This is a genomic window from Delftia sp. 60 (genome assembly GCF_002754395.1).
GTDB lineage: Bacteria > Pseudomonadota > Gammaproteobacteria > Burkholderiales > Burkholderiaceae_C > Comamonas > Comamonas acidovorans.
This window is the reverse complement of the sequence record NZ_PEFD01000001.1, coordinates 6,223,983-6,248,256: the sequence shown is the minus strand read 5'-3', so window position 1 is coordinate 6,248,256 and position 24,274 is coordinate 6,223,983. Positions and strand designations below refer to the sequence as shown.

Genomic DNA, 24,274 nt, shown 5'->3' with positions numbered 1-24,274 from the left:
GGCGCCTCCATGCATCGCATTGCTGTCATCGGTTCGGGGATTGCGGGGCTGGCCGCAGCGAGCCGCCTGGCCGCGGCGCCGGGCGGGCCTGCCGTGACCTTGCTGGAGGCGGGCGGCCATTTCGGGGGGCACGCCAACACGGTGGACCTGACGCTGGGCGGCGTGAGCCAGGGCGTGGACACCGGATTTCTGGTCTTCAACCACCGCACCTATCCGCTGCTGACGCGTTTGTTCGAGCAGCTGCAGGTGCCCACGGCTGCCGCCGAGATGTCGTTTTCCGTGCAGGTGCCTGAGGCCGATGGCCGCGCGGGCCTGGAATGGAGCGGCAGTTCGCTGGGCGGCGTGTTCGCGCAGCGGGGCAATCTGCTGCGCCCGCGCTTTCTGAAGATGCTGGCCGAGATCCTGCGCTTCAACCGCCTGGCCACGCGCATCGCCCAGGAAGGCGATGAAGCGCGGCTGCGCAGCGCCATCGGCGATTTTCTGGACGACCACGGCTTTGGCGCCGCCTTCCGTCAGGACTACCTGCTGCCCATGATGGGCTGCATCTGGTCCTGCCCCACCGACCAGATGCTGCGCTTTCCCGTGGCCACGCTGATCCGCTTTTGCCACAACCATGGACTGATCCAGGTCACGGACCGGCCGCAGTGGCACACGGTGCGCGGCGGCTCGCGCCAGTACGTGCGGCGCATGGTGGCCGCGCTGCTGAAGGACGGCCGCCACGAGGCGCGCCTGAATGCGCCCGTGCTGGGCCTGCGCCGCGCGGCGCACGGCGCGCTGCTGCAGACGGCGAACGGCACGGAGCCGTTCGACGCCGTGGTGCTGGCCTGCCACAGCGACCAGGCCCTGCGCCTGCTCGGCAGCGATGCCACGCCACAGGAGCGCAGCGTGCTGGGCGCCATCCGCTACCAGCCCAACCAGGCCGTTCTGCACACCGATGCCAGCGTGCTGCCGCGCAGGCAGGCGGCCTGGGCTGCCTGGAACTACGAACGCGCGGCCGACCCGGGGCGGGACCAGGCCGGCGTCTGCCTGCACTACCTGCTCAACCGCCTGCAGCCCCTGCCGTGGCAGCAGCCCGTGATGGTTTCGCTGAACCCGGTGCGCCCGATCGATGAAGGCCAGGTCCATGCGCGCATCGAGTACAGCCACCCGGTGTTCGACCTGGCGGCCATCGAGGCCCAGGGCCGCGTGGCCGGCGTGCAGGGCCAGCGCCGGACCTGGTTCTGCGGCGCATGGTGCGGCTACGGCTTTCACGAAGACGGCCTGCGCTCGGGACTGGACGCGGCCGATGGCCTGCTGCGTGCCCTGCCGGCCTTGCCCGTCCTGCCCGCCAGCGCGGCCTTCGAAGGGGTCGCATGACGGCCCGCCCCCTCATCGGCTTCGGCCATGTCTGGCACCGCCGCCTGCGGCCTGTCGAGCATGCCTTCCGCTATCCCGGCTACTTTCTGATGCTGCCGCTGCGCAGCCTGCGCACGCAGCCGGACGCCGCGCTGCGGCGCAACCGGCTGGGCTGGCTGAGCTTTCATGACAGCGACCACGGCGAGGGCGGCTGCGACGCACTGGCCTGGTTCGAGCAGCTGCTGCACAGCGAAGGCATAGCCGACGCCGATGGCGAGGTCTGGCTGCACACCTTCCCACGCGTGCTGGGCTACGCGTTCAAGCCCGTGAGCTTTTGGTATGCGCACCGCGCCGACGGCTCGCTGGCCGCCGTGCTGGCCGAGGTCAACAACACCTTTGGCGAGCGCCACGCCTATCTGCTGGCGGGGCCGGACCTGGACTGGGGCCGCGAGCAGGTGGCGCGCAAGCAATTCCATGTCTCGCCGTTTTGCGAGGTGCGCGGCGAGTACCGCTTCCGCTTCGAGCGCGGCGAAGACCGCACCCTGGCGCGCGTGGACCTGCACGACGAGGACGGCCCGCTGCTGCAGACCAGCGTGGGCGGCGTGCTGCACCCGCTCGACGGCGCCACCGTGCGCCGCGCCTTCTTCGGCACGCCCCTGATGACGCTGGGCGTGGTCGCCCGCATCCACTGGCATGCGCTGCGCCTTTGGGCCAAGCGCGTGCCTTTCCATGGCAAACCCTCCGAGCCCAAGCGCTTCGTCACACGATGAACACTACCGCCGCCCCCCTGCTGAGCCCCTCCGCGGCAGCGCCGCGCCGCACGCCTGCACGGGCGCGCCGGGTGCTGAACCTGCTCGAACGCCTGCCCCACGGGCAGCTGGACCTGGAGCAGCCCGATGGCCGCCTGCTGCACCTGCCCCGCCCGCCGTCGGGGGCTGCCGATGCGCATTGCGTGCTGCACGACTGGCAGGCGCTGGAGCGCACGCTCAAATCGGGCGACATCGGGCTGGCCGAAGGCTATATCGCCGGCGAGTGGGACAGCCCCGACCTGGCCGCCCTGCTGAGGCTGTGCATGGCCAACCGCGACCATGTGCAAAGCTTGGTCTATGGCAGCTGGTGGGGCCGGCTGGGCTACCGCCTGCGCCATCTGCTGCAACGCAATACGCGGGCCGGCAGTGCCAGGAACATCCATGCCCATTACGACCTGGGCAATGATTTCTACCGCCTGTGGCTGGACCCGGGCATGAGCTACAGCGCGGCCTGGTTCCAGGGCCGCACGGGCCAAGCGCTGCGCAACGCGGACCTCCAGCAAGCCCAGCAGGCCAAGCTCAGGCGCACGCTGGACGAGGTGCGGCTGCAGCCCGGCCAGCGCCTGCTGGAAATCGGCTGCGGCTGGGGCGGGCTGGCCGAGGCGGCGGCGCAGGAGTTCGGCGCCCGGGTCACGGGCGTGACCCTGTCGCGCGAGCAACTGGTCTGGGGGCAGCAGCGCATGCAGCAGTCGGGCCTGGCCGACGCGGTGGAGCTGCGCTACCAGGACTACCGCGACCTGCCCGCGCGCCATGCGGGCGAGCCCTTCGATGCCATCGTCTCCATCGAGATGTTCGAGGCCGTGGGCCGCGAATACTGGCGCGGCTACTTCCAGACGCTGCGCGACTGCCTCAAGCCCGGGGGCCTGGCCTGCATACAGACCATCACGCTGCGCGAGGACCTGTTCGCGCGCTATCTGCGCTCCACCGACTTCATCCAGCAGTACATCTTCCCGGGTGGCCTGCTGCCCAGCATCCCCGCCTTCGAGCAGGAGGCGCGGCGCGCCGGCCTGGTGGTGGAGCGCCGCATGGCCTTTGGCTGCGACTATGCGGAGACGCTGCGGCGCTGGCGCCAGTCCTTCGAGGAGCGCCTGGAGGCCGTGCGTGCCCAGGGCTTTGACGAACGCTTCGTGCGCATCTGGACCTTCTACCTGGCCTACTGCGAGGCGGCCTTCGACACCGGCAACACCGATGTCGTCCAGTTCACGCTGCGCAAGCCCCTGCCATGACAGCCCCGCAACCTCACGCGCGCCGCGCCCCCAGTGCACCCCGCCGCAAGGCCCTGGCCTGGGGCGCCGCCTGCGTCCTTGCCCCTTCATTGATCACCATGTCCAACGCCCTGCACGCCATCACCCCGACCGCCGAACTTCCGGCCGAACTGCGCAGCGCCCTGCCGTCTGCGCGCCTGATGGGCACGGCCGTGCTGCGCTTTTTCGGCCTGCGCGTCTATGAGGCGCGGCTGTGGGCCGCGCCCGGACTGCTGCCCGAGGACTACGCCCGCCACCCGTTTGCGCTGGAGCTGGTCTACGACCGCAAGCTCGAAGGCGCGGCCATTGCCGAGCGCTCCATCGCCGAAATGCGCAGGGTCGGCAGCTTCACCGAAGAGCAGGCCCGCCAATGGCTGGACCTGATGAAGCAGGCCTTTCCCGATGTGGTGGCCAAGGACCGGCTGCTGGGCCTGAACGACGGCCAGGGCGATGTGCGCTTTTTCCACAACGGCCGGCAGACGGCGCAACTGCGCGATGCCGACTATGCGCGCCTGTTCTTCGGCATCTGGCTGGCGCCGCAGACCTCGGCGCCTGCCATGCGCACCTCGCTGCTGGGCCAGGGCTGAACGCCAGCGGACCATGCCATGACCTCCGTCCCCGCCCCCGCTCCTGCCCCCGTGCTGCCCTGGCGCACAGGGCTGGCCTATGGCGGGCTGGCCGCGCCGCTGGCCTTTGTGTCCCTGCCCCTGTATGTGAACCTGCCCTACCACTACGCCAGCGTGGCCGGCGCGCCGCTGGCCGGGCTGGGCGCGGTGCTGCTGGCCACGCGGGCGCTCGATGCCGTGGTCGATCCGGCCATTGGCCGCCAGGCCGACAGGCTGCTGCGCGGCGGTGTGCGGCCGGCCTGGCGGGCGGCTGCGCTGGGCAGCCTGCTGATGGTGCTGGGTTTTGGGGCGCTGTGGCATCCGCCGCGCGGCGCCGAGGCCGCCATGCTGGGCTGGCTGGCCGGCAGCCTGCTGGTGTGCACGCTGGCCTACAGCTTCGTCACCATCCTCCACCAGGCCTGGGGCACCCGCTGGGGCGGCCAGCCCGCCTGGCGTGCCCGTGTGACGGCCTGGCGCGAGGGCGCCACGCTGGCGGGCGTGCTGCTGGCCAGCGTGCTGCCGGCCGTGATGGGCCTTGACGCCACCAGCGCCGTGCTGGCGCTGGGCCTGGCGCTGGGGCTGATGGGGCTGTACCGGCTCCGGGCGCCCGTGGCTCCTGTGCCCCATGTGTCCCATGTGTCCCATGTGTCCCATGTGTCCTCTGCGCCCCGCATGCCGCAAGCGGAGTCCCCGGCCTCGGCCGAGCTGGCCTCTTCCACTTCTCCGTGGGCGGATGCCGGGTTTCGCCGGCTGCTGGCCATCTTCATGCTCAATGGCGTGGCCGCGGCCGTTCCCGCGACCTTGCTGCCCTTCTTTGTGGCCGACAGGCTGCAGGCGCCTGCACTGCAGCCCCTGCTGCTGCTGTGCTTCTTTGGCGCGGCGGCCCTGGGCCTGCCGCTGTGGGTGAAGGCCGTCTCGCGATGGGGCCTGGCGCCCAGCTGGCGCGCGGGCATGCTGGCCAGCGTGCTGGCCTTCGGCGTCACGCCCTGGCTGGGCGCGGGCGACAGCATGGCCTTTGCCGTGATCTGCCTGGCCAGCGGGCTGGCCCTGGGCGCGGACCTGGCCTTGCCGGGCGCACTGCTCACGGGCGTGATCCACGAGTCCGGCCAGGGCGGCCGGGGCGAGGGCCGCTACCTGGGCTGGTGGACCTGCGCCACCAAGCTCAACCTGGCCCTGGCCGCAGGCCTGGCCCTGCCCCTGCTGTCCGCCGCGGGCTACCGCAGCGGCGGCACCGACCCGGCCGGGCTGCAGGCGCTGGCCTGGGCCTATGGCGGGCTGCCCTGCCTGCTCAAGCTGGCGGCGGCGCTGCTGCTTTGGCGCGCCGAGCGATTGCATTCTTCCTGGAGTCACACATGAGCCACATCACCCACTGCGCTTCGTTTTCGCCGCTGCGGCGCGTCTGCCTGGGGGCGGCCTTGGCACTGTCCCTGGCGGGCTGTGCCGGGCCTTCGGTCCAGGACTACGCCAAGGAGCAGCCGCAGCTGGACCTGCGCCAGTATTTCAACGGGCCGCTGACGGCGCATGGCATGTTCACGGACCGATCGGGCAAGGTGGTCAAGCGATTCACCGTGCGCATGACGGGCCGCTGGAATGGCGACGAGGGCTCCCTGGAGGAGCACTTCGTCTACAGCGACGGCAGCACCCAGGAGCGGGTCTGGCATATCCGCCACCTGGGCGACGGCCGCTACAGCGGCCGGGCCGACGACGTGGTGGGCGAGGCCCAGGGCCAGAGCGCGGGCAATGCCATCCGCTGGAGCTATGTGCTGGCCCTGCCCGTGAATGGGCGGGTCTGGAACGTCCACATGGATGACTGGATGTACCTCATGGACGGGCGCACCCTGCTCAACCGCACGGCCATGAGCAAGCTCGGCGTGCACCTGGGCGATGTGACGCTGTCCTTTGTCAAGGAGTGATGGCCATGCCGCTGTTCTCGCGCGGGCTGAACCCGCTGCTGGCTGACTGGAAGGGACGCTCGGCATGGGTGGTGGGCGCCTCCTCGGGCATAGGGCGTGCCACGGCCGAGGCGCTGCACCGGCAGGGCGCCCGCGTGATCGTCTCCGCACGGCACGGCGGCGCGCTGCAGGACTTCGTGCGCGGTCGCGAGGGCTGCCTGGCCCTGCCGCTGGATGTGACCGATGCCGCCGCCGTGGATGCGGCCGCCCAGGCCGTGCTGGCCCACGCGGGCGGGGCGCCCGACCTGATCCTCTACTGCGCAGGCCACTACCGGCCCCTGCGCGCCACCGAGTTCGACCTGGCCGAGATGCAGCACCACCTGGCCGTGAACTATGGCGGCGTGCTGCACCTGCTCGATGCCGTGCTGCCCATGCTGCTCAAGGCTGGCCGGGGCCATCTGGCCCTGGTCGGCTCGGTGGCCGGCTACCGGGGGCTGCCCATGTCCCTGGCCTACGGCCCCACCAAGGCGGCGCTCAACAACCTGGCGGAAAACCTCTATCTGGACCTGCATGGCCTGGGCCTGGGCGTGTCCATCATCAATCCCGGCTTTGTCGATACGCCGCTGACGGCGCAAAACAGCTTCAGCATGCCGGCCCTGATCGGCGCCGACGAGGCGGCCCGGCATATGCTGCAGGGCTGGGCGCAGGGGCGTTTCGAGATGAATTTTCCGCGTCGCTTCACGCGCTGGGTGCGCCTGCTGCGCTGCCTCCCCGACGCCTGGTATTTCTCTGCGGTCCGCCGCTTCACCGGAGCATGAAACCCATGAGCAGCGGCATACCCGATCCGCGACTGGCCCGCTTGGCCCAGGCCTACGAGACCCTGCGCCGCGACAACCTGCCGGCGCTGCTGTCCCTGTATGCCGAGCAGGCCCTGTTCAAGGACCCGTTCAACGAGGTGCGCGGCCACGCTGCGATCGAGCGCGTGTTTGCCCACATGTTCGAGCAGCTCGACCGGCCCCGCTTCGCCGTCAGCCACGGCGCGGTGCAGGGCGACAGCGGTTTTCTGCTGTGGGAGCTGGGCTTTGTGCGGGCATCCGGCCAGCCCATGCACATCTGCGGCACCAGCTATCTGCAGTTCGATGGCGACGGGCTGGTGGCGACGCACCGGGATTTCTGGGACCCGGTGGAGGAAATCTTCGCCAAGGTTCCCGTGCTGGGCGCCGTGGCCAGGGCGCTGCAGCACAAGCTCAGGGCGCCGCAGTAAGCAGCCGGGCCAGCTGCGCCAGGGCGCCGTCCAGCGCGTCGAAACGCGGCGCACCCAGGCAGATGCGCAGCCCGCTGGCCTGCTCCTGCGGGTCCACCATGAGCGAGCCCGGATCGGTCAGCTTCAAACCCAGCGCCGCTGCGGCCGATACCAGGCGGCCGGCGGCTTCGCGCTCCATGGGCAGCCAGGCGTTGTAGGCCTCGGGGTGCAGCACCAGGCCGGAGCCACTCAGGTGTGAGGCGAGGTGTGATGCGGCCAGCCGGCAGCGCCGCTGTGCCTCATGGCGCAGGTCGGCCTGCAGGGAAGCGACCACGCCGTGCGACAGCCATTCATCGATCACGGCGCAGGAGAGGGCCGAAGGCGCCATGGACATCTCCTGCACAAGCTCCACAGCCGCGCCGCACAGCGAAGCGGGCAGCACCAGCATGCCCACCTGCAGCCCCGGGCCCAGGGACTTGGACAGCCCGTTTACATGCAGCGTGATCTCGGGCGCCAGCGTGGCCAGATGGGCCAAGGGTGCGTGATCGGGCAAGCAGGCGGCATACACGCCGTCCTCGATGATCCAGGCGCCTGCGCTGCGGCAGATGTCCACGATCGCCTGCCTGCGCTCCGCGCCCATGGTGGCCGTGGTCGGGTTGTGCAGCGTGGGGGTGAGGTAGACCACCTTGCCTTCGGCGGCGGGAATGCCCTCCAGCGCATCGGCCAGCGCCTGCGGCAGCAGGCCCTGCGCGTCGATGGCCAGGCCCTGTAGGGCCCAGCCCTTGCGCCGGGCCAGGGCAATGGCGCCGGGGTAGGTGATGCGCTCGGTCAGCAGCCGGCCCCGGGGCTGGCAGACCAGATCGAAGGCCAGCGACAGCGCCTGGCGCGCGCTGCTGGTCAGCACCATGTGGTCGGGTTCCACGTTCAGGCCCAGCGTCTGCAGCCAGCGCACGAGCACGCGGCGATGCTCCAGGTGGCCCTGGGGCGGGGCATAGAAGTTGAAATGATCGGCATCGATGCTGCGCGCAATCCCGGTCAGCGTACGAGCCAGAACGCGCGCACTGATGGCGGCCGGCGGCGCGTTGGAAGACAGGTCGATGTCCTCGCCAGCCTGCGCCTGCTGTGACGCCACGAAGGTGCCCCGGCCCTTGACGCTGCGTGTCAGCCCCCGGCGCTCCAGCAGCGCATAGGCCCTGGTCACCGAGCCCAGGCCGATCTGCAGCCTGTCGGCCAGGTCCCTGTGGGCGGGCAGGCGGTCGCCGCCGGCGAGCTGGCCTTCGACGATGTCGTCGGCCAGGGCACGCGCCAGCCGCTCGGCGGCACTGGCTTCAATGCGCGCAAGACGGGGCGTCCAGGGGGAGGGCAGGAGCATGGTCGGGGCAAGGAAAAAATGAGTGTGCCGTGACACTATTTCATTTGTCGATAGTGTAACGTTCGCTCCATGTTCAGCCACATCACCGTCGGCGCCCGTGATCTCGAGCGGGCCGGCCGCTTCTATGACGCGGTGCTTTTCCCGCTGGGACTGCAGCGCCGCGCTGTCCAGCCCGATGGCGGGCCGGCCGCGCTGTGCTGGGTGGCGCCGCCGGCGGCCTTGCCGCGCTTTTATGTCTACAGCCCCTTCAACGGCGAGCCGGCCACGGCGGGCAATGGCGCCATGGTGGCCTTTGTGGCCCCGTCGACCGACGCGGTGGACGCGGCCCATGCCGCCGGCCTGGCCCGGGGCGGCAGCGACGAAGGCCCGCCCGGCCCGCGCCCGCACTACGGCGATGGCTACTACGGCGCCTACCTGCGCGATCCCGACGGCAACAAGGTCCATGTGGTGCATCGCGCCGATGTGCAGCCGTAGCGCAGATCGGGCCCGTCGCCCGTCTCCCTTTCTTTTCCTTTCCATGCAACAAGGACTGTCTTCATGAGCATTGCCGTTCATATGGTCGACGTTTTCGCCAGCGGCCCGCTGTCCGGCAATCCGCTGGCCGTGATCACCGGTGGGCAGGCGCTGACCACCGCACAGATGCAGCAGCTGACACGCTGGTTCAACCTCTCCGAAACCGCGTTCCTGCTGCCGCCCACGCAGGCGCAGGCCGACTACCGCGTGAGGATTTTCACGCTGGACCGGGAGATGCCTTTTGCCGGCCATCCCACGCTGGGCAGCTGCCATGCCTGGTTGTCCCAGCGCGGTGCGCCCAGGAACGCAGGCCACATCGTCCAGGAGTGCGGGGCGGGGCTGGTGCAGATACGGCAGGAGCATGGGCGGCTGGCATTCGCCGCGCCGCCCATGCTGCGCTTTGGCGCGCCCACCGCCGATGAGCTGGATGCCGCGCTGCGCATGCTGGGCATCACTGCCGAAGAGGTGCAGGCCGCCTCGTGGATAGACAACGGCCCCGGCTGGCTGGGCATCCGCCTGGCCTCGGCCGAGCAGGTGCTTGCGCTGAACCCGGCCCGGCAGTGGCCCACGCGCATGGACGTGGGCGTGGTGGGGCCCTATGCCAGGGGTGTCGGCGGTGCCAGCCCTGTCGCCTGCGAGGTGCGCGCCTTCTTCTCCGATCACCAGGGCGCCATCGTCGAAGACCCCGTCACCGGCAGCCTCAACGCCTCGCTGGCGCAGTGGCTGTTTGCGACAGGGGTGATGGACAGCGACTACATTGCCGCCCAGGGCCGCTGTCTGGGCCGTGACGGCCGCATCTTCCTGACCCGTGACGGCACGGGCCAGGTCTGGGTGGGCGGCACGGCGCGCACCCATGTCGAAGGCGCACTGAGCGGCCTTTGATCCACACCGAAAGAACCCACGAATGACAGCGATACAAGAGAGCCCGCGCGCTCCCGTCTCATCGGCCAGGGCCAACCTGAAAATGCTGGTGCGCTACAAGGCCTGGGCCAACGGCCTGACCTTCAAGAGCGTGATGGAACTGCCCGAAGGCGAGGCCCTGAAGCAGCGCCCCACGAGCTTCGGCAACATGGTGCGCACGCTGAACCACGTCCTTGTGGTGGAGGACATCTTCAGGCACCACCTGCAGGGCCGCAAACATGGCTACACCATGCGCAACACCGACCACACGCCCACGCTGCCGGCGCTGTGGGAATCGGTGCAGGAAATGGACCGCTGGTATGTGGAGTTCGTCGACGCATGCCCGGACGAGGAACTGGCGAAGGTCGTGCACTTCGAGTTCGTGGGCGGCGGGCAGGGCGCCATGACGCGCGAGCAGATCGTGCTGCACGTGGTGAACCACGGCAGCTACCACCGTGGCTTTGTCAGCGACATGATGTACCAGGTGCCCTTCGTGCCGCCGGCCAACGACCTGCCGGTGTTCCTCAGGGACTGCTACCGCGTGGACGAGACGGCCTGCGGTTGAGGCAGGGCCAGGGCCTGCTGCGCCAGGGCGCCCTGGAGCACGGGCAGCTCAGGTGGCGCGTCGCCGGGCAGGGTCCATCCCTGGCGCAGCGCACCGGCAAAACCGTCGGCCACGCGCGAGTAGGCGCGGCCGCTGGTCATCACCCGGGGCCGGGCCGACCAGGCGATGCGGGCGCCGCCGGCCGCCAGGCGGTCCACCAGGTCCTGGTCCTCGCCGCAGGTGCGTGCGTCGAACCCGCCGGCCTGGCGGTAGTGCCAGGCTGAGATGCCCAGGTTGGCGCCGTGCACGTGGCGGTGGCCGTCGCGGTCCGTGTAGGTGGTCTCGAAGTGCCGCCGCGCCGTGTCCGCCTGGACGCCGTGGGCCGACCAGTCGGCCACTTGCACCGTGCCGCAGACCACGTCGGACTGAAGCGCCAGCTGGTCTGCCAGCCAACTCTGGGAGACCGTGGTGTCGGCATCCGTGAAGGCCAGCCAGCGGGCGCCCAGCAGCAGCAGGTACTCCGACCCCAGCGCGCGGGCCTTGCCCACGTTGCGCGCGGCAATCGGCAACGGGATGGCGGGCCAGCGGCGCACGGCCGATTCGGTGGCGTCCTGGCAGCTGTCCAGCACCACGACGACGGCCACGGTCTCGCCTTGCAGGTCGGCATGGGCGGCCGCGCAAAACACGCTGTCCAGGCAGCGGCCTATGAGGTCTTCCTCGTCATGGGCTGGGATGCACACGCCGATCATCTGTCCGTCCTTTCAGGGGTTTTCTGCCAGATGTCCAGCTGGAAATCCGGCTCGCTGTGGCTCAGCAGCAAGTGCAGCTGCGCATGGGCCGACACGCTGTCATGCAGGGTGCGAGTGGTCTGCAGGTGATCGTGCGCCCCATGCCGCCAGTGGCACATGAGCCAGTGCCCGCCGCCCTGCAGCGAGGCCAGGCACTGGCGGTTGAAATGCGCCAGTGCCGCGTCGTCGAAGTAGTAGGCGAGCTCCGAGACCACGATGAGATCGAAGCCTTGCTGCGGCACCTGGGGCACCTGTGGCCATTGCCAGGGCAGGGGCAGGGCCTGCAGGTCCAGGCGTGCGCGGTCCTGCGGTGCAATCCGCTGGCGGCACAGATCCACGGCCCTGTCCGAGAAATCGACGGCGCACAGCCGGTCGCAGCGCTGCAGCAGGCGCTGCGTGGCCTCGCCATTGCCGCAGCCGGGCTCGAAGCCGTGGGCATAGCGCTCGCGCGGAAGGGCGGCCAGCAGCAGGTCGCGCTTGCGCCGCTCGTACCAGCGCGATGCGACCTGCCAGGGGTCGGGGTCGGCCTGGTACATCTGCTCGAAGTGCTGCCTGGCGCCGTTCATAGAAACACCACTTCAAACGGACGCAGCAGGCGCTGCGTGGCCCAGGACGGCAGGACGGCGTCGCGGCCCGTGGACGGGTCTGGCAGCAGCTGGCTGCGAAAGCACGACAGGGCCTTGCGCTTGAGCGCCAGTTCCTGCGGCGCCAGCGCAATGGCGGCGGCGCGGTGCCAGGGCACGCGCGCGTCGCCGGGCTCGGCCCAGTGCCAGGCCCAGATCGGCAGCTCGAAGAGCCGGCAGCCCGCGTGCCGGGCCGCCGTGGCGCAGGCCTGGCCAGTGACCTCGTGGTCCGGGTGGCCGTCTTCGCGCCAGGTGCACAGCAGTGCGTCCGAGGGCTGCAGCAACTGCTCCAGCCGCTGCAGCAACTGCGCTGCATGCTCGGCGATATGGCCGTCGGGCAGGCCCAGCCGCAGCACCTGCGCCTGCGGCGCAAGCAGGGCCAGGGCCTGGGTGCTCTCCTGCACGCGCTCGCGCACCAGACGCTGCGGCGGCCACAGCGTCGAGTCGGGGTGGCTGGCTCCGCCATCGGTCACGGAGACGATGAGGCAGAGCATGCCCCGCTTGGCACAGCGGTGCAGCAGGCCGGCGCAGCCCAGGATTTCGTCATCGGGGTGCGGCGCGACGATGACGACGCGGCGCCGGCCGTCCAGCAGGTCGTCCATGGATACCTGCGCTGGCCGGCGTTGCGCAAACCAGGCCTGCCAGCGCGATTCGGGCGTGCCCCGGCCCTCGATGAGGCGCGGCTTCACAGCATCCATGCCGCGCCTCCCGGTGCCTGCGAGGCCTGTGCCTTCTCGGCCAGCAGGCGGCCCAGCGCCGCCTGGTCACGCTCGGCATGGCTTTGGCGGATGAAGACGGGCAGGTCGGCCATCAGCTGTGCCAGGCCCCTGTTCTTGCACAGCGGGCCGGGACCGATGGCGCGCGGCACGCGCCGCAGCACCTCTTCGGCGGCGGCTTCCACGGCCAGGCGGGCGCGGCTCACGGCCAGCAGGCAGGGGTCCGAGGGCGTGGCATCGATGCAGGCCGCAGCGTCGCGCAGCAGGCCGGCCGCGCTGGCCAGGACCACGTCCAGCGCACCCAGGTGGGCCTGGCGGTGCGGGTCCTCGCCTTGACCAACGGCCTGCTGCAGATGGCTGGCGATGCGCGCTGCCGCGCCATGCCAGCAGGCCGCAACGCCTGCGCCGCCATGGTGAAAGCCGGGGCGGCTCAGGTACTGGCCCGGGGCCCCGACCAGCACGCCAGTGGCACCGTCGAAGTGCACATCGGCGCTGGCGCTGGCGGCCATGCCCACGGCCTGCCAGTGGCTGTCGTCCCTGCGAATGCCGGGCTGGTCCATGGTGACGGCGATCAGGCAGCGCTGGCCGTCCGCCAGCCAGCCGCTGACCAGGGCGCGGTCCACGGCGCGGGCGCCGGAGCACCAGGGCTTGTGGCCGGACAGGCGAACCGCCGAGCCTGCCTGCAGCGTCGTGCGTTGCGTGGCGTCGGGAGATGCCGCCGTGGCCTGCACGCGCTCGCCCGGCGGCTCGGCGCACCAGACGGCCCAGCGCAGTCCCTCGGTGGCCAGGTCGGCCTGCAGTTCGGACAGGATGGCCAGGGCATCGGTATGACCTTCATAGAGCTTGGCCAGGCCCAGGCTGTGGGCAGCCACTTCGGCCAGTGCTCGCCAGCGCTGCAGCGTGTGACCATGGCCCGGCAGCGGCAGGCGGTCGGCGCCCTGCGCTACCAGCAGGGCCAATTGGTCCGCCGGCGACAGGTCCGCATGGCCGCGCAAGGCCTGGGCCAGCGTGTCGCTGCATGTCCACGCATTGGCGTGCTCGTCGTTGTGCTGGGCCATCACCGCTCACCTTCCTTTTTCGTGCCTTGCGCAGCCTGGAATTGGGGGGCGACGCCAGGCGATGCCATGGTGCCGGGAGGATGAACGCGGCGCCGCAGGAGCAGGAAGGCATTACCTGTCGGAGATCACCGACCGGCAGGCGTCCCGTTCCACACCGTCGGCAGGGCAGGCGGCCAGTTCCAGGCGCAGCGGTGCCTGCTCCTGCCTGATCGAGGGAACGGGGATGCCGAAGCCTTCCCTTTCCCTGTGCTCCATCGGCCTGGCCTCTTTCAACGCAGACATAAAGGCCTTGCGCCACCAGTGCACGTCCTGCTCGGCAATGCGCTGCAGCAGCCGCTGGTGCCGCTGGCGCCTTTCCTGCAGCGGCATCTGCAGGGCCTGCTGCACCACGGCTGCCGTGCCGTGCACGTCGTAGGGATTGACCAGCAGCGCCTCCTGCAGCTGCTCGGCAGCGCCGGCAAACCGCGACAGCACCAGCACGCCCGGGTCGGCCGGCTCCTGGGCCGCCACGTATTCCTTGGCCACGAGGTTCATGCCATCGCGCAGCGGGGTGACCAGGCCCACGGCCGCCGCGCGGCACAGGCCCGGAATGCCGTCGCGCGGCAGGGTCTGGTGGATGTAGCGCACGGGCATCCAGTCCAGCTCGCCGTAGTCGCCGTTGATGGCGCCGCACAGCGATTCGAGTTCACGCCGTATGTCGGCATACGCGTCCAGGCCCTCGCGCGTGGGCGAGCCGATCTGGATCAGCGTGGCGCGGCGGCGCTGCTCGGGATGGCGGGCCAGCAGCTCCCGGAAGGCGCGCAGGCGCTGCGGCAGGCCCTTGGAGTAGTCCAGCCGGTCTATGCCCAGCAGCAGGCGGCGCTGGGCGTACTCGTGCTTCATGCGCTCGTACATGTCCCGCGAGGCGCCGCCCTGTGCAAGCGCCATGAAACCTTCCACATCGATGCCTATGGGGAAGGCGCGGCAAACCAGGCGCTGGCCATGGGCGCGGAATGCGCCGTCGCCCAGGGCCTGGCCGCCCGCCTCCTCGCAGACATAGCGCTCGAAATGCTGCACGTCCTGGCGGGTCTGCAGGCCCACCAGGTCATAGGCGAACAGGCAGCGCATCAGCCATGCATGCTCGGGAATGGCCGCCAGCAGGGTCGGCGGGGGCAATGGGATGTGCAGGAAAAAGCCGATGCGCTGGCGACAGCCCAGGGCGCGCAGCTCGGCCGCCAGCGGGATCAGGTGGTAGTCATGCACCCAGAGGATGTCGTCCTCTGCCAGCAGGGGCAGCAGCCGGCGCGCAAGCAGCTGGTTCACGCGGCGGTAGCCGGCCGCAAGGCCCGTGTCGAAGTTCGCCAGGTCCAGCCGGCCATGGAAGACAGGCCACAGCACGCCGTTGCTGTAGCCCGCGTAGTAGCTGTCGTGGTCCGCGCGGTCCAGGTCCACCGTGGCCAGCGTGACCTTGCCGGCCTGGGTGCGGTGCACATGGCCGGCAGGCGCTGCCTGGGCACCGTCGTCGGTGACGGTTCCGCTCCAGCCGAACCACAGGCCGCCCGTCTGCCGCAGCGCATCGCCCATGGCCACGGCAAGGCCCCCGGCTGCAGTCCTGCCCGGATCGGCCACGCGGTTGGAGATCACCACCAGCCGGCTCATGGCAGGGCCTCCGCGCAGGTCTGTGCCGCCAGGTGCATGCATGCGGACTGCAGCCAGGCGTGCACGGCCTGCGGGCTGTCCAGCCGGTGGCGGGCCCCGCTTGCGCCTTCGCCCACCTTGATCGCCATGCCGCCCAGCGCCTGCACCACGGCAAAGCCGCTTTCATCGGTGACATCGTCGCCCACGAAGACGGGGACGCGGCCAGCGAATGGGCTTTCGCGCAGGAAGGCCGCAATGGCGCGGCCCTTGTCCACGCCCGCAGGCCTGACCTCCAGCACGCATTTACCGTGTAGCAGCTCCAGACCGGGCAGGTGCCGCAGTGCGCGGCTCAATGTATCCAGGCACAGCGCCGCCAATTCTGGCGCGCGCCGGTAGTGCAGTGCGACCGAGGAGCGCTTGCGCTCCACCAGCAGGAAGGGATGATCGGCCGCCAAGGCATTGCACAACTGCAGCACGGTCTCTGGCATGGCCAATGGCTGCGGGTGCAGACGGCCTGCGGCATCCCGCCGCTGCAGGCCATGCTCGCAGGCGGCGGGCAGGTACAGCGGCGCCAGGTAGCGGTCCAGCACCTCGATCTGACGGCCTGTGATGATGGCCAGCGCGCCATCGAGCCGGCCCTGCAGGCCGGCCAGCAGCGGGAGCAGGGCGGGATCCGGCCTGATGGCGTCCGGTGTCTCGGCCAGGGGCACGAGCGTGCCATCGAAGTCGAGGAACAGCGCGGATCTGCAGGTGGGGAGCGGAGGTGTTTCCATGGAGAGACCAAGGTATCGAGTGCCGCGTCCATCGGCCGTCAGCCGAGCGCTTGTGCGGGGATCGGCCATGCGCCGCAGTCTCTCGATGAAAGCGGCCCGGTCAGCCCATGAGCGCCGGCACCAGGCGCAAAATGGCCTCGCCCAGAATGCCCTGCAGGGCTGCGGCCTGCCAGAGCAGGCCCACGTTGTCCAGCGTGGCGCGCGCCCCGGGCTGCAGATGGCCGGACCATGATCGGGCCAGCAAAAAGCCGCCCAGCACCATCATCAGCACGCAGTGAAAGCCCTGGTAGGCCACGATGACGCCCACGGCCGCGCTCCAGCCGTCCGCACGCGGTGAAAGCCCCGCATCCAGATGGCCTGCCAGCGACAGACCAAAGGCCCCCACCGCGCACACCAGGGCCCCCAAGGCGCAGGCACGCAGCAGGCGCTGCCTGTGCGGTCCGTCTCCCAAAGGTGAGCGCGTGCAGTGCCGCAGCAGCAGGGCACTGGCGGCCAGCAGCAGCACGTTGGCCATTGCCCGGGAGGGCGCGGGCAGGGCCGCGCCCGGCGGAGGGCAGACCTCCAGCGCCATCGACAGGTGGATGTAGGCATAGGCGAAGGAGGCGAAGACCGTGAAGTCCACCGTGCACAGGATGAGCACGGCCCACCAGGAATGCGATCGCCTGCCGGCCGGCTGCACGGGCAGGAAGATGCCCGTGGCCACCTCGGCCCGGGGGCCGGCGCAGTGCGGTCCAGCTGCCAGATCCAGGCCAGCATGGCGGCGATGGCGCCCAGGCCGCAGGCAAAGGCCAGCGCCACCCATTCCACGGTCAGCAGCAAAAAGAAGGCGGCCGTGCCCGCTGCGGCCAGCAGCGGCGGCCAGCCGTCGGTGGGCAGGCGCAGCAGTTGCACGGGCCGGGCGCTGCGCGCATCGGTGAGCAGGGTTTCCCGGCCGCCGAAGACGGTGCCGGGCAGCCAGTAGCGGCCTTGCTCCACTTCCTGCGCCAGCGATGGCCGGTCCCACAGCGGCTCGGTGCCGCGCACTTCGGGAATGCTGCGCACGCCGTACTCGCGCGGCGGCAGCCATTCCAGCGTGCCTGCGCGCCAGGGATTGCCATGGTCGCGGTCCGGCCGGCGCACGGCCCGGGCCACGTCGATGAACAGCAGCAGCACGCCCAGCGCAAAGATGAAGGCGCCTACGGTGGACAGCAGGTTCAGCCCGTTCCAGCCCAGCGCGTCCGCGTAGGTGTAGACACGGCGCGGCATGCCCAGCAGGCCTGTCAGGTGCATGGGGAAAAAGGCGATGTTGAAGCCGCCGAACAGCAGGGCGAATATCCAGCGTCCCAGCCGCTCGGACAGCGCCGCGCCGTTGAACACGGGCAGCCAGTAGTACAGGGCCGCGAACACGGGGAACACCATGCCGCCGATCAGCACGTAGTGCAGGTGGGCGACGATGAAGTAGCTGTCATGCGCCTGCCAGTCGAACGGAATCACGGCCACCATCACGCCCGTCAGCCCGCCCAGAACGAAGATGAAGTGAAAGCCCAGCAGGAACAGCGTGGGCGTGTCCATGCGCACGCGGCCCTGCCAGAAGGTGGCAATCCAGGCGAAGACCTGAAGCCCGCTCGGAATGGCCACCACGAAGCTGGCGATGGAAGTCAGCAGCAGCGCCGTCAGCCCCAGGCCGGCCGCGAACATGTGGTGTATCCACAGCAGCAGGCTGACTACGCCCACGCCGGCCAGCGCCCAGACCACGGCGCGCTGGCCCACCAGGGGCGTGCCTGCCATGGCGGGCACCATCATGGACACCATGCCGGCCGCAGGCAGGAAGATGATGTAGACCTCCGGGTGGCCGAAGAACCAGAAGAGATGCTGCCAGAGCACCGGGTCGCCGCCGGACTGCGGATTGAAGAAGGGCCAGTCGAAGGCGCGCTCCAGCTCCAGCAGCGTGGTGGCCGCGATCACGGCCGGGAAGGCGAACACGATCATCAGCGCGCTGACCAGGGTGGCCCAGGCGAACACCGGCATCCGGCCCAGCGTCATGCCCGGTGCGCGCGTGAAGAGGATGCCGACGATCAGTTCGATGGCGCCCGCAATCGCCGAGATCTCGATGAAGCCGATGCCCAGCAGCCAGAAGTCCGCGCCGATGCCGGGCGAGTACTGCTTGTTCGTGAGCGGCGGGTACATGAACCAGCCGCCATCGGGCGACACGCCCCAGAAGATGGTGCAGAAGAACGCCAGGCCGCCGATCGCATAGGCCCAGAAGGCATAGGCGGACAGCCGGGGAAAGGGCAGGTCCCGGGCGCCCAGCATGCCCGGCAGCAGAAAGACTGCAATCGCCTCCACCACGGGCACGGCGAACAGGAACATCATCACCGTGCCGTGCATGGTGAACATCTGGTTGTAGGTGGCGGCGTCCAGCAGGTCGTTGTCGGGCACGGCCAGCTGCACGCGCATCACCAGCGCCAGGATGCCGCCCAGCACGAAGAACAGCAGAGCCGTCACGATGTAGAAGGCGCCGATCTGCGTGTTGTTCACGGCGCTGAAAATGCGCCAGCCGCGCGGGCGTGCCCAGGCACGCTCCAGTGCTTCGCGCTCGCCGGCGGGGCGGGGCAGGGCGCTGGGAAAGCCGTGCGGCGGGGCAGCATCTATTTCAGGGTGCTCAGCCATGCGGCGATGTCTTCCAGTTCGTGGTCGGGCACACGCCCGGCGCCCGAGGGCATGCGCGCCCCGGCCTTGAGCTGCTGCGTATGGGTGATCCAGGAGCGAAGGTTCTGTGGCGTGTTGGGCAGGCTGGCGGCGGCCAGCGACAGGCGGCCGCCCACATGGGTCAGGTCCGGCCCCAGGCCGCGCGAGGCCTCGTCGGCCACGCCGCGCACGCGGTGGCAGAAGCTGCAGCGGTGCTTCTCGAAGGCCTGCAGCCCCGGGTGGTTCACGGCAACGGAGGCGGGCCGCGCCTGCGCGGCGGACCAGCGCTCGAACGCCTGCGGCGCCACCACCAGTACGTCGAGCGCCATGCGCGCATGTTGCTCGCCGCAATACTCGGCGCATTGCCCGCGCCAGCGGCCCTCGGCTGTGGGCTGTACCAGCAGGTGCTGCAGACGGCCCGGCACCATGTCCATTTTTCCGCCCAGTGCCGGCACCCAGAAGCTGTGGATCACATCGCCGCTGGCCAGCGCGAAGTACACGGGCCGGCCCACGGGCAGCCGGACCTCGTTGGCCGTCACGAACTCGGCGCCCGTGCGCGGATCGCTGTAGCGTATGTCCCACCACCACAGGTGTGCCGTCACGGTCACCACCAATGCGTCGGCCGGGGGCATGGGGCGCCAGTCGGGGCGGCGGCTTTCTCCGTAGAAGAACAGGGCTGTCAGCACGGCAACGGGCAGGGCGATGCCGCCACCGACCAGCCACAGGCGCACGCGCACCGGGCGCGCGCGGCCCAGTGACAGGGCCAGCAGCAGCATCACGCCCAGCAGCAGCGCTGCCGCGCCCACGGACAGCACGGCACTGAGTTCTCCGAACGAGGCCGCCTGCACGCTGCCCGCATGCAGCGATGACTGGGGGTGGCGGCCGCCGTGCCGCTCATTGGAGGCTGCCCAGGTAGGCCGCCATGTCGCGCGCCTGCGCGGCCGATACGCCCAGCGACGGCATGGTGGTGGAGGGCACCAGTGCCTGCGGGTGCACGATCCAGGCGCTCAGGAGGTCCGGAAGGTTGGGCAGCCGCCCGGCGATATAGCTGCGCCGCCCGAAGCCATCCAGCGGCGTGGCGTCCCGTCCCCGGGCATCGGCCACGCCAGGAATGCTGTGGCAGCTGCCGCAGCGGTACTGGGCCAGCAGGAGCCTGCCGCGCTCGACCGAAGCGCTTTCCTCGCCAGCTGCCGCACCGCCGCACGCAAGCCAGAAAGCGGCACACAGGCTTGCGGCGACTCGCTGGCGCCGGTGCAGGAAGGAGGGGAGCGCCTCGGGCATGGGGAAATTATTCCGCGTCCCCAATCAGGATCTGCTGACATTCGCGCAGCAGGGCGGGTAGGACAATTTCTCATGGCCTCCACCAAGCTGCGCACCGTGGCACTCACGCTTTTGGCCGTTGCCTGCGCGGCAGCGGGGCTGGCTGCCGCCCTGGTGTCCAGCGGCGTCTACAACGTGGCCGCCAATCGCCAGCACCTGAAGCCGGTCTACCAGTTGCTGGACATTGCCATGCGCCAGTCCGTGCGCTACCACGCGCGGGGCCTGGAGCCGCCGCGCGCGGCGGACGAAGCCATGCTGGCGCGCGGTGCGCAGTGCTATCGCCAGCACTGCGTGCAGTGCCACGGCGGCCCCGGCGTGGCCCAGGGGGCGGCGGGCCAGGGCATGCAGCCGCTGCCCGGGCCCCTGATCGACGCCACGCAGCGATGGAGCGCCGGCCAGCTGTACTGGCTCACGCGCAACGGGCTGAAGATGACGGGCATGCCTTCCTGGGAATTTCGCCTGTCGGAGGACGATCTCTGGGCGGTGGTCGCCTTCGTGCAGAAGATGCCGCAGCTGTCGCCGCCGCAGTTCGCCGCGATGGCGGGGCAGGACTGGGTGGTGGGCTCCGCAGGACACGCGGGCCGGGACGATGTCTTCCAGCCGTGCAGGCCGCCCGTGCGGGCGCTGCGGCCCGGTGATGCCGTGCGCGGGCAGCGGGCCCTGTACCAGTACGCCTGTGTGGGCTGCCACACGGTGGCGGGCCAGGCCCAGGCCAGCCCGCAGGTGGGGCCGCCGCTGGACGGCATGGCGCGCCGCACCCGCATTGCCGGCGTGCTGGACAACACGCCCGACAACATGGTGCGCTGGCTGGTGCAGACCGACGCCGTCAAGCCGGGAACCGCCATGCCCGCCATGGGGGTCGCCGAGCAGGATGCACGGGACATTGCTGCCTACCTGGCCAGCTTGCGCTAGCGCTGGCTCAACGCTCGGCCTTGATGGAGCCGCGGATGTTGGTGATGGCCAGGCAGGCCTGCAGCGTCACCAGTGCCCAGGCGCCGGAGGACCATCCCCACAGCGCCCACAGCACATTGCTGAGCATCAGGATCCAGAAGCCCACATTGCGCCGCCCGGCGGAACGCGAGCCCACCCACCATGCGCCGATGAGGGAGGCCGCAAAGGCAGGCCACTGGAGCCAATCGGGAATGTCTGGCATGGGTTCTACTGGATGGAGTGCAGTCAGGCCGCCTCAGTTGCCGGGCCGTGCCGGGTCGTCCTCGTCGATGGAGTGGCATTCCTTGCAGGCTCCGCTTTCGCGCGCGCGGGCGGCCAGGTTGACATAGAAGGCCGCCACTTGCTGCAGCTGCTCCTCGTCCAGCCCCTCGATGCCGATCATGCGGTTGCTGGCAATCTTGTTGGCTGCCAGCAGCTCGTTGAGCTTCAGGTGCAGGGCCACGCTGTCCTTGTTCTGGCTTTGCTGGATGAGGAACACCATCAGAAAGGTCACGATGGTCGTGCCCGTGTTGATGACCAGCTGCCAGTTCTCCGAGAAATGGAACATCGGCCCCGCCACGGCCCATACGGCCACGCAGATCAGGGCCACGCAAAAGGCCATGGGCGTGCCGGCCCAGCGCGTCACCCTGCTGGCGAAATGATCGAAGGCCGACAGCAGGCGCGAGTGGTCGGCATACGAGGCACTGCTGGTCTCGGGCATGGAGCCCAGGGCGTCTCCCGGTGTGCGGCGGCTTGGTGTGGAACTTGTGCTTTGCATGGGGGAAAACCGTCCGGAAAAATCGATCAAGGCTGCTTGCGCACCATCTTCTTGCGCTGCTCGGCATCCAGTCCCGGCGTCTGACGCATGTCGGTATCCACCTGGCCGGAAACAATGTCGTCATGGGCTTGGCGCATCACCGGATCGGGCGCATCGCTGGTGGCGTCCAGGCTCTGGTCGCGCTCGTGCGGAAGGCGCAGGCCTTGCTCGGATGCGTCGGCTGCATCGGATTCACCGGGCGCATGCGGCGCCTTGCCCACCTGGCCGGGCAGCTTGGTCTTGCCATCGCCCGACGGCTTCGCCTGTGTGGGTGCAGAGGACTTGGATGCGGATGGGGTCTTGTCTTTCATGGCGTCTTCCTTTCGTTCGCGGGCCTGCGCAGGCGGCGCTTGGGTCATGGTCTCTTCGCCCGTGCGCAGCCGCCGTGGGACCACGCCGAAAGCGCAGGAACGAAAAGATGCCTCGCGCATGAACGCCGTTCTCAGGCACGTCGTTTGCCCTGTGGGAGACGCCCCACGCCGGCGGGCGCCCATGACCCGCTGCCTGGGCCTTGCGCGCTGCCTAGACTGGAAGTCCGGCCCTGCAGCGATGGGGCCCGGCACCCTAGACAAGGAGCGCGATATGAGCAGCGACAGACAGGAGCCCGGCAAGGGCAAGGTGGAGAACGATCACAACCGCCAGGGCGCGAAGCCGCCCACGCAAAGGAACGAAGGCCAGCGAACGCCCGAAAGCCGCCATGACCGCGAGGCCCATGTCGGCAGCGGCAACCAGGCCCAGACGCGCCAGAACAAGGGCGGCGGACCAGGCGGTGACCGCGGCGCTGGATGAATTGCCGTTTCCTCGCGACAAGGGCACCCTCGGGTGCCCTTTTTTTTTCATGGCGTGCGAGGGTGCATCAACGCCCGTTCTTGCGGTCGCTGGGGCCATTGCGGTCGGACAGGATTTCGGCGGGCGGCCTGAGGCTGCCGCTGTCCGCGCCCTCGGCCTGCCATGTGCCGCCTTCGCGCTGCGTGTTGCCGCGCGGGTGGCCCATGTCGGTTCCATCGTCGAAGTTCAGCGGGCCGTCCTGCGGCATGTCGTCGAAACGGTGCGCCGAGGCCTCGGCGATGGAATCGGCCACATCCTTTTCCGCGCTCAGGTGCTCGTTGATGTCCTTGCCTTCGGGCAGGTCGGCGCTGGCGTCTTCGCTGCGGTCGATCCGGGGAGTGTCGCTGCCGGTGGCAGCCGTGTTGTTCGGGGTGCGCATGGTGTTCTCCAAGGGGGTCCGGCCACCGTGGCCGGGTCATGGGCCAAGCCTGCCTGCGCGGGCTTGCAGCGGGGGTGGGCACAGCACTTTCCTGGAGGTAGGAGCGTGCCGATGCGCTCGGATGCAGTCCGATGCGGGAGGGCCGGCAGGCACGCCGATTGCCCTGTGTTTGCCCTGTGCCGGGGTGCGAAAAATGGCCACAGGGGACTGGCGCGATGTCCGCAAGGGCAGGGCGCTGCGTTCCTACGGCACATGGCCGCAAGCGCGCACGCCGGACGGCCGCTGCGGCCATCAGCATAGGAATCACTTTCAACTGCCAAGGAGCACATTCCATGACGCAATCGAACCCCGCAAACCGTGACCCGCTGTCCGACGCACCCGGCGCGCACCCGGTGGGCACCGGCATAGGCGCAGCAGGCGGCGCCGTCACCGGCGCTGCATTCGGCGCAATGGGTGGCCCCATCGGCGCTGCCGTGGGCGGCGTGGCCGGTGCCGTGGTCGGCGGGCTGGCCGGCAAGGGTGCGGCCGAGGCCGTGAACCCCACGGTTGAAGATGCCTACTGGCGCGATGCCTACCAGAGCGAGCCCTATTACGTGGCTGGCCGCAGCTACGAGGAATACCGTCCCGCCTACGAGCTGGGCTGGAACGCTGCCGCCGCACGCCGCGATGCCGACTTCGATGCCTTCGACGCCGAGTGGGAGCGCGAATGGACCACACGCCGTGGCGCCAGCCATCTGGACTGGGACCAGGCCCGGCCCGCAGCCCGCGCCGCCTGGGCGCGCGCAGGCAGCCGTGATGTTCGTGACGAGACGGGCACCATCGTCGCCCCCGCCTATACGGGCGATATCGACAACGACGATGTGGTGGACGTGCTCAACGACCTGCTTGAATCCTGCCGCGATGGCGAGTACGGCTTTCGCACCTCCTCCGAGAACGCCGACTCGCCCGACCTCAAGGCCCTGTTCATGCGCCATTCCACCGAGTGCGGTGTTGCCGCGCGGGAGCTGGAAGCGGAAATCCGCAGGCTCGGCGGAGAGCCGGCATCGGGCGGCACGGTGGCCGGCGCGCTGCACCGGGGCTGGGTGTCCGTGAAGACGGCCCTGACCTCGCAGGACGACAAGGCGGTGCTGGAGGAATGCGAGCGCGGCGAGGACTCCGCCCTCGCCCAGTACCGCAAGGCGCTCAAGCAACCGCTGCCACCGGCCGTGCGCGTGGTGGTGGAACGCCAGGCCCAGGGTGCCCAGCGCAACCACGATGAAGTGCGCGACCTGCGCGACCGTTACCGCAGCGCAGCCTGACCG

At 70.0% G+C, this 24,274-nt stretch carries 27 protein-coding genes and 1 pseudogene; 14 read left to right on the top strand and 14 right to left on the bottom strand.

Annotation, left to right across the window (positions count from 1 at the left end):
- Positions 1-9: 9 nt before the first annotated feature.
- Genes CLV01_RS28085 through CLV01_RS28050 form a run of 8 tightly spaced genes read left to right on the top strand, consistent with a single transcriptional unit; the run spans position 10 to position 7,149 of the window.
- Positions 10-1,356, top strand: coding sequence for an NAD(P)/FAD-dependent oxidoreductase (locus CLV01_RS28085; protein ID WP_043825165.1), 1,347 nt, complete (start codon positions 10-12; stop codon positions 1,354-1,356).
- On the top strand, positions 1,353-2,105 hold the full coding sequence (locus tag CLV01_RS28080) for a DUF1365 domain-containing protein (RefSeq protein ID WP_099732687.1): 753 nt from the start codon (positions 1,353-1,355) through the stop codon (positions 2,103-2,105). Before CLV01_RS28085 ends, CLV01_RS28080 begins: the two co-directional genes overlap by 4 nt.
- Positions 2,102-3,370, top strand: coding sequence for an SAM-dependent methyltransferase (locus CLV01_RS28075; RefSeq protein WP_099732688.1), 1,269 nt, complete (start codon positions 2,102-2,104; stop codon positions 3,368-3,370). The genes CLV01_RS28080 and CLV01_RS28075 overlap by 4 nt, the downstream gene beginning before the upstream one ends.
- Positions 3,367-3,975, top strand: a complete 609-nt coding sequence (locus tag CLV01_RS28070) for a hypothetical protein (protein WP_099732689.1) — start codon at positions 3,367-3,369, stop codon at positions 3,973-3,975. Before CLV01_RS28075 ends, CLV01_RS28070 begins: the two co-directional genes overlap by 4 nt.
- 18 nt (positions 3,976-3,993) lie before the next feature.
- Positions 3,994-5,349 (top strand): MFS transporter, encoded by a 1,356-nt coding sequence (locus tag CLV01_RS28065; protein ID WP_099732690.1) that lies wholly within the window; start codon positions 3,994-3,996, stop codon positions 5,347-5,349.
- Positions 5,346-5,906, top strand: coding sequence for a DUF3833 domain-containing protein (locus CLV01_RS28060; protein ID WP_099732691.1), 561 nt, complete (start codon positions 5,346-5,348; stop codon positions 5,904-5,906). Before CLV01_RS28065 ends, CLV01_RS28060 begins: the two co-directional genes overlap by 4 nt.
- A gap of 5 nt (positions 5,907-5,911) precedes the next feature.
- Positions 5,912-6,703, top strand: a complete 792-nt coding sequence (locus CLV01_RS28055; RefSeq protein WP_099735030.1) for an SDR family NAD(P)-dependent oxidoreductase — start codon at positions 5,912-5,914, stop codon at positions 6,701-6,703.
- Positions 6,704-6,708: 5 nt separating this feature from the next.
- Positions 6,709-7,149 carry a nuclear transport factor 2 family protein gene (locus CLV01_RS28050; protein WP_099732692.1) on the top strand — a complete coding sequence of 147 codons (441 nt, stop codon included), beginning with the start codon at positions 6,709-6,711 and terminating at the stop codon, positions 7,147-7,149.
- Here the strand turns inward: CLV01_RS28050 and CLV01_RS28045 are convergent.
- On the bottom strand, positions 7,133-8,500 hold the full coding sequence (locus CLV01_RS28045) for an aminotransferase-like domain-containing protein (RefSeq protein WP_099732693.1): 1,368 nt from the start codon (positions 8,498-8,500) through the stop codon (positions 7,133-7,135). The genes CLV01_RS28050 and CLV01_RS28045 overlap by 17 nt on opposite strands.
- Positions 8,501-8,569: 69 nt before the next feature.
- On the opposite strand from CLV01_RS28045, the gene CLV01_RS28040 reads away from it, so the two are divergent.
- From CLV01_RS28040 to CLV01_RS28030, 3 genes are all read left to right on the top strand, one after another.
- A complete protein-coding gene (locus tag CLV01_RS28040) occupies positions 8,570-8,974 on the top strand; it encodes a VOC family protein (protein ID WP_099732694.1) in 405 nt (134 codons plus the stop codon).
- A gap of 63 nt (positions 8,975-9,037) precedes the next feature.
- Complete coding sequence (locus tag CLV01_RS28035) at positions 9,038-9,895, top strand: PhzF family phenazine biosynthesis protein (RefSeq protein ID WP_099732695.1); 858 nt, start codon at positions 9,038-9,040, stop codon at positions 9,893-9,895.
- A gap of 22 nt (positions 9,896-9,917) precedes the next feature.
- Positions 9,918-10,478: a DinB family protein gene (locus tag CLV01_RS28030; protein ID WP_099732696.1), complete on the top strand. Its 561-nt coding sequence runs from the start codon at positions 9,918-9,920 to the stop codon at positions 10,476-10,478.
- Here CLV01_RS28030 and CLV01_RS28025 read toward each other — a convergent pair.
- The 9 genes and pseudogenes from CLV01_RS28025 to CLV01_RS27985 all read right to left on the bottom strand — a co-directional run bounded on the left by CLV01_RS28025 (position 10,448) and on the right by CLV01_RS27985 (position 19,980).
- On the bottom strand, positions 10,448-11,206 hold the full coding sequence (locus CLV01_RS28025; RefSeq protein ID WP_099732697.1) for a glycosyltransferase: 759 nt from the start codon (positions 11,204-11,206) through the stop codon (positions 10,448-10,450). The two genes, CLV01_RS28030 and CLV01_RS28025, sit on opposite strands and share 31 nt — an antisense overlap.
- On the bottom strand, positions 11,203-11,811 hold the full coding sequence (locus tag CLV01_RS28020) for a class I SAM-dependent methyltransferase (RefSeq protein ID WP_071956938.1): 609 nt from the start codon (positions 11,809-11,811) through the stop codon (positions 11,203-11,205). Before CLV01_RS28020 ends, CLV01_RS28025 begins: the two co-directional genes overlap by 4 nt.
- A complete protein-coding gene (locus CLV01_RS28015; RefSeq protein WP_099732698.1) occupies positions 11,808-12,566 on the bottom strand; it encodes a PIG-L deacetylase family protein in 759 nt (252 codons plus the stop codon). Before CLV01_RS28015 ends, CLV01_RS28020 begins: the two co-directional genes overlap by 4 nt.
- The gene (locus CLV01_RS28010) at positions 12,554-13,642 is read right to left on the bottom strand and encodes an acyl-CoA dehydrogenase family protein (protein ID WP_099732699.1); all 1,089 of its coding nucleotides are present in this window, start codon (positions 13,640-13,642) and stop codon (positions 12,554-12,556) included. Before CLV01_RS28010 ends, CLV01_RS28015 begins: the two co-directional genes overlap by 13 nt.
- A 111-nt stretch (positions 13,643-13,753) precedes the next feature.
- Positions 13,754-15,280 (bottom strand): alpha,alpha-trehalose-phosphate synthase (UDP-forming), encoded by a 1,527-nt coding sequence (locus CLV01_RS28005; protein ID WP_099735031.1) that lies wholly within the window; start codon positions 15,278-15,280, stop codon positions 13,754-13,756.
- Entirely contained in the window at positions 15,277-16,032 is a 756-nt protein-coding gene (gene otsB / locus CLV01_RS28000; protein ID WP_257221549.1) for a trehalose-phosphatase, read from the bottom strand. The genes CLV01_RS28005 and otsB overlap by 4 nt, the downstream gene beginning before the upstream one ends.
- Before the next feature lie 100 nt (positions 16,033-16,132).
- Positions 16,133-18,681: pseudogene (locus tag CLV01_RS27995) on the bottom strand (cbb3-type cytochrome c oxidase subunit I).
- Positions 18,660-19,547 (bottom strand): cytochrome c oxidase subunit II, encoded by an 888-nt coding sequence (locus tag CLV01_RS27990; RefSeq protein ID WP_257221548.1) that lies wholly within the window; start codon positions 19,545-19,547, stop codon positions 18,660-18,662. Before CLV01_RS27990 ends, CLV01_RS27995 begins: the two are co-directional and overlap by 22 nt.
- A gap of 46 nt (positions 19,548-19,593) precedes the next feature.
- Positions 19,594-19,980, bottom strand: a complete 387-nt coding sequence (locus CLV01_RS27985) for a c-type cytochrome (protein WP_047218768.1) — start codon at positions 19,978-19,980, stop codon at positions 19,594-19,596.
- 72 nt (positions 19,981-20,052) lie between these two features.
- On the opposite strand from CLV01_RS27985, the gene CLV01_RS27980 reads away from it, so the two are divergent.
- Entirely contained in the window at positions 20,053-20,931 is an 879-nt protein-coding gene (locus tag CLV01_RS27980; protein ID WP_099732702.1) for a c-type cytochrome, read from the top strand.
- Positions 20,932-20,938: 7 nt separating this feature from the next.
- Here the strand turns inward: CLV01_RS27980 and CLV01_RS27975 are convergent, their stop codons facing one another.
- The 3 genes from CLV01_RS27975 to CLV01_RS27965 are packed head-to-tail and all read right to left on the bottom strand — an operon-like array spanning position 20,939 to position 22,077.
- The gene (locus CLV01_RS27975) at positions 20,939-21,172 is read right to left on the bottom strand and encodes a hypothetical protein (protein ID WP_013800488.1); all 234 of its coding nucleotides are present in this window, start codon (positions 21,170-21,172) and stop codon (positions 20,939-20,941) included.
- Positions 21,173-21,205: 33 nt separating this feature from the next.
- Positions 21,206-21,727, bottom strand: a complete 522-nt coding sequence (locus CLV01_RS27970) for a low affinity iron permease family protein (protein WP_043821626.1) — start codon at positions 21,725-21,727, stop codon at positions 21,206-21,208.
- A 26-nt stretch (positions 21,728-21,753) separates the two neighbouring features.
- Positions 21,754-22,077 carry a hypothetical protein gene (locus CLV01_RS27965; protein ID WP_099735032.1) on the bottom strand — a complete coding sequence of 108 codons (324 nt, stop codon included), beginning with the start codon at positions 22,075-22,077 and terminating at the stop codon, positions 21,754-21,756.
- A gap of 271 nt (positions 22,078-22,348) precedes the next feature.
- Here CLV01_RS27965 and CLV01_RS27960 point away from each other — a divergent pair, with 271 nt between their 5' ends.
- The gene (locus CLV01_RS27960) at positions 22,349-22,555 is read left to right on the top strand and encodes a hypothetical protein (RefSeq protein ID WP_013800491.1); all 207 of its coding nucleotides are present in this window, start codon (positions 22,349-22,351) and stop codon (positions 22,553-22,555) included.
- A gap of 67 nt (positions 22,556-22,622) precedes the next feature.
- Here CLV01_RS27960 and CLV01_RS27955 read toward each other — a convergent pair whose 3' ends face one another.
- A complete protein-coding gene (locus tag CLV01_RS27955; protein ID WP_043821710.1) occupies positions 22,623-22,973 on the bottom strand; it encodes a hypothetical protein in 351 nt (116 codons plus the stop codon).
- 332 nt (positions 22,974-23,305) lie between these two features.
- On the opposite strand from CLV01_RS27955, the gene CLV01_RS27950 reads away from it, so the two are divergent.
- Entirely contained in the window at positions 23,306-24,271 is a 966-nt protein-coding gene (locus CLV01_RS27950) for a ferritin-like domain-containing protein (RefSeq protein WP_012207662.1), read from the top strand.
- Positions 24,272-24,274 lie beyond the last annotated feature (3 nt).

Excerpts from the sequence above, each read along its gene's own strand:
- CLV01_RS28025 (WP_099732697.1), bottom strand. The coding sequence starts at position 11,206 with ATGATCGGCGTGTGCATCCCAGCCCATGACGAGGAAGACCTCATAGGC.
- CLV01_RS28055 (WP_099735030.1), top strand. The coding sequence starts at position 5,912 with ATGCCGCTGTTCTCGCGCGGGCTGAACCCGCTGCTGGCTGACTGGAAG.
- CLV01_RS28075 (WP_099732688.1), top strand. The coding sequence starts at position 2,102 with ATGAACACTACCGCCGCCCCCCTGCTGAGCCCCTCCGCGGCAGCGCCG.
- CLV01_RS27960 (WP_013800491.1), top strand. The coding sequence starts at position 22,349 with ATGAGCAGCGACAGACAGGAGCCCGGCAAGGGCAAGGTGGAGAACGAT.
- CLV01_RS28030 (WP_099732696.1), top strand. The coding sequence starts at position 9,918 with ATGACAGCGATACAAGAGAGCCCGCGCGCTCCCGTCTCATCGGCCAGG.
- CLV01_RS28035 (WP_099732695.1), top strand. The coding sequence starts at position 9,038 with ATGAGCATTGCCGTTCATATGGTCGACGTTTTCGCCAGCGGCCCGCTG.
- CLV01_RS27980 (WP_099732702.1), top strand. The coding sequence starts at position 20,053 with ATGGCCTCCACCAAGCTGCGCACCGTGGCACTCACGCTTTTGGCCGTT.
- CLV01_RS27975 (WP_013800488.1), bottom strand. The coding sequence starts at position 21,172 with ATGCCAGACATTCCCGATTGGCTCCAGTGGCCTGCCTTTGCGGCCTCC.
- CLV01_RS27985 (WP_047218768.1), bottom strand. The coding sequence starts at position 19,980 with ATGCCCGAGGCGCTCCCCTCCTTCCTGCACCGGCGCCAGCGAGTCGCC.
- CLV01_RS28080 (WP_099732687.1), top strand. The coding sequence starts at position 1,353 with ATGACGGCCCGCCCCCTCATCGGCTTCGGCCATGTCTGGCACCGCCGC.
- otsB (WP_257221549.1), bottom strand. The coding sequence starts at position 16,032 with ATGGAAACACCTCCGCTCCCCACCTGCAGATCCGCGCTGTTCCTCGAC.
- CLV01_RS28010 (WP_099732699.1), bottom strand. The coding sequence starts at position 13,642 with ATGGCCCAGCACAACGACGAGCACGCCAATGCGTGGACATGCAGCGAC.
- CLV01_RS28085 (WP_043825165.1), top strand. The coding sequence starts at position 10 with ATGCATCGCATTGCTGTCATCGGTTCGGGGATTGCGGGGCTGGCCGCA.
- CLV01_RS28050 (WP_099732692.1), top strand. The coding sequence starts at position 6,709 with ATGAGCAGCGGCATACCCGATCCGCGACTGGCCCGCTTGGCCCAGGCC.
- CLV01_RS28045 (WP_099732693.1), bottom strand. The coding sequence starts at position 8,500 with ATGCTCCTGCCCTCCCCCTGGACGCCCCGTCTTGCGCGCATTGAAGCC.
- CLV01_RS28065 (WP_099732690.1), top strand. The coding sequence starts at position 3,994 with ATGACCTCCGTCCCCGCCCCCGCTCCTGCCCCCGTGCTGCCCTGGCGC.
- CLV01_RS28015 (WP_099732698.1), bottom strand. The coding sequence starts at position 12,566 with ATGGATGCTGTGAAGCCGCGCCTCATCGAGGGCCGGGGCACGCCCGAA.
- CLV01_RS28005 (WP_099735031.1), bottom strand. The coding sequence starts at position 15,280 with ATGAGCCGGCTGGTGGTGATCTCCAACCGCGTGGCCGATCCGGGCAGG.
- CLV01_RS27955 (WP_043821710.1), bottom strand. The coding sequence starts at position 22,973 with ATGCGCACCCCGAACAACACGGCTGCCACCGGCAGCGACACTCCCCGG.
- CLV01_RS28070 (WP_099732689.1), top strand. The coding sequence starts at position 3,367 with ATGACAGCCCCGCAACCTCACGCGCGCCGCGCCCCCAGTGCACCCCGC.
- CLV01_RS27965 (WP_099735032.1), bottom strand. The coding sequence starts at position 22,077 with ATGAAAGACAAGACCCCATCCGCATCCAAGTCCTCTGCACCCACACAG.
- CLV01_RS27970 (WP_043821626.1), bottom strand. The coding sequence starts at position 21,727 with ATGCAAAGCACAAGTTCCACACCAAGCCGCCGCACACCGGGAGACGCC.
- CLV01_RS28020 (WP_071956938.1), bottom strand. The coding sequence starts at position 11,811 with ATGAACGGCGCCAGGCAGCACTTCGAGCAGATGTACCAGGCCGACCCC.
- CLV01_RS27950 (WP_012207662.1), top strand. The coding sequence starts at position 23,306 with ATGACGCAATCGAACCCCGCAAACCGTGACCCGCTGTCCGACGCACCC.
- CLV01_RS28060 (WP_099732691.1), top strand. The coding sequence starts at position 5,346 with ATGAGCCACATCACCCACTGCGCTTCGTTTTCGCCGCTGCGGCGCGTC.
- CLV01_RS28040 (WP_099732694.1), top strand. The coding sequence starts at position 8,570 with ATGTTCAGCCACATCACCGTCGGCGCCCGTGATCTCGAGCGGGCCGGC.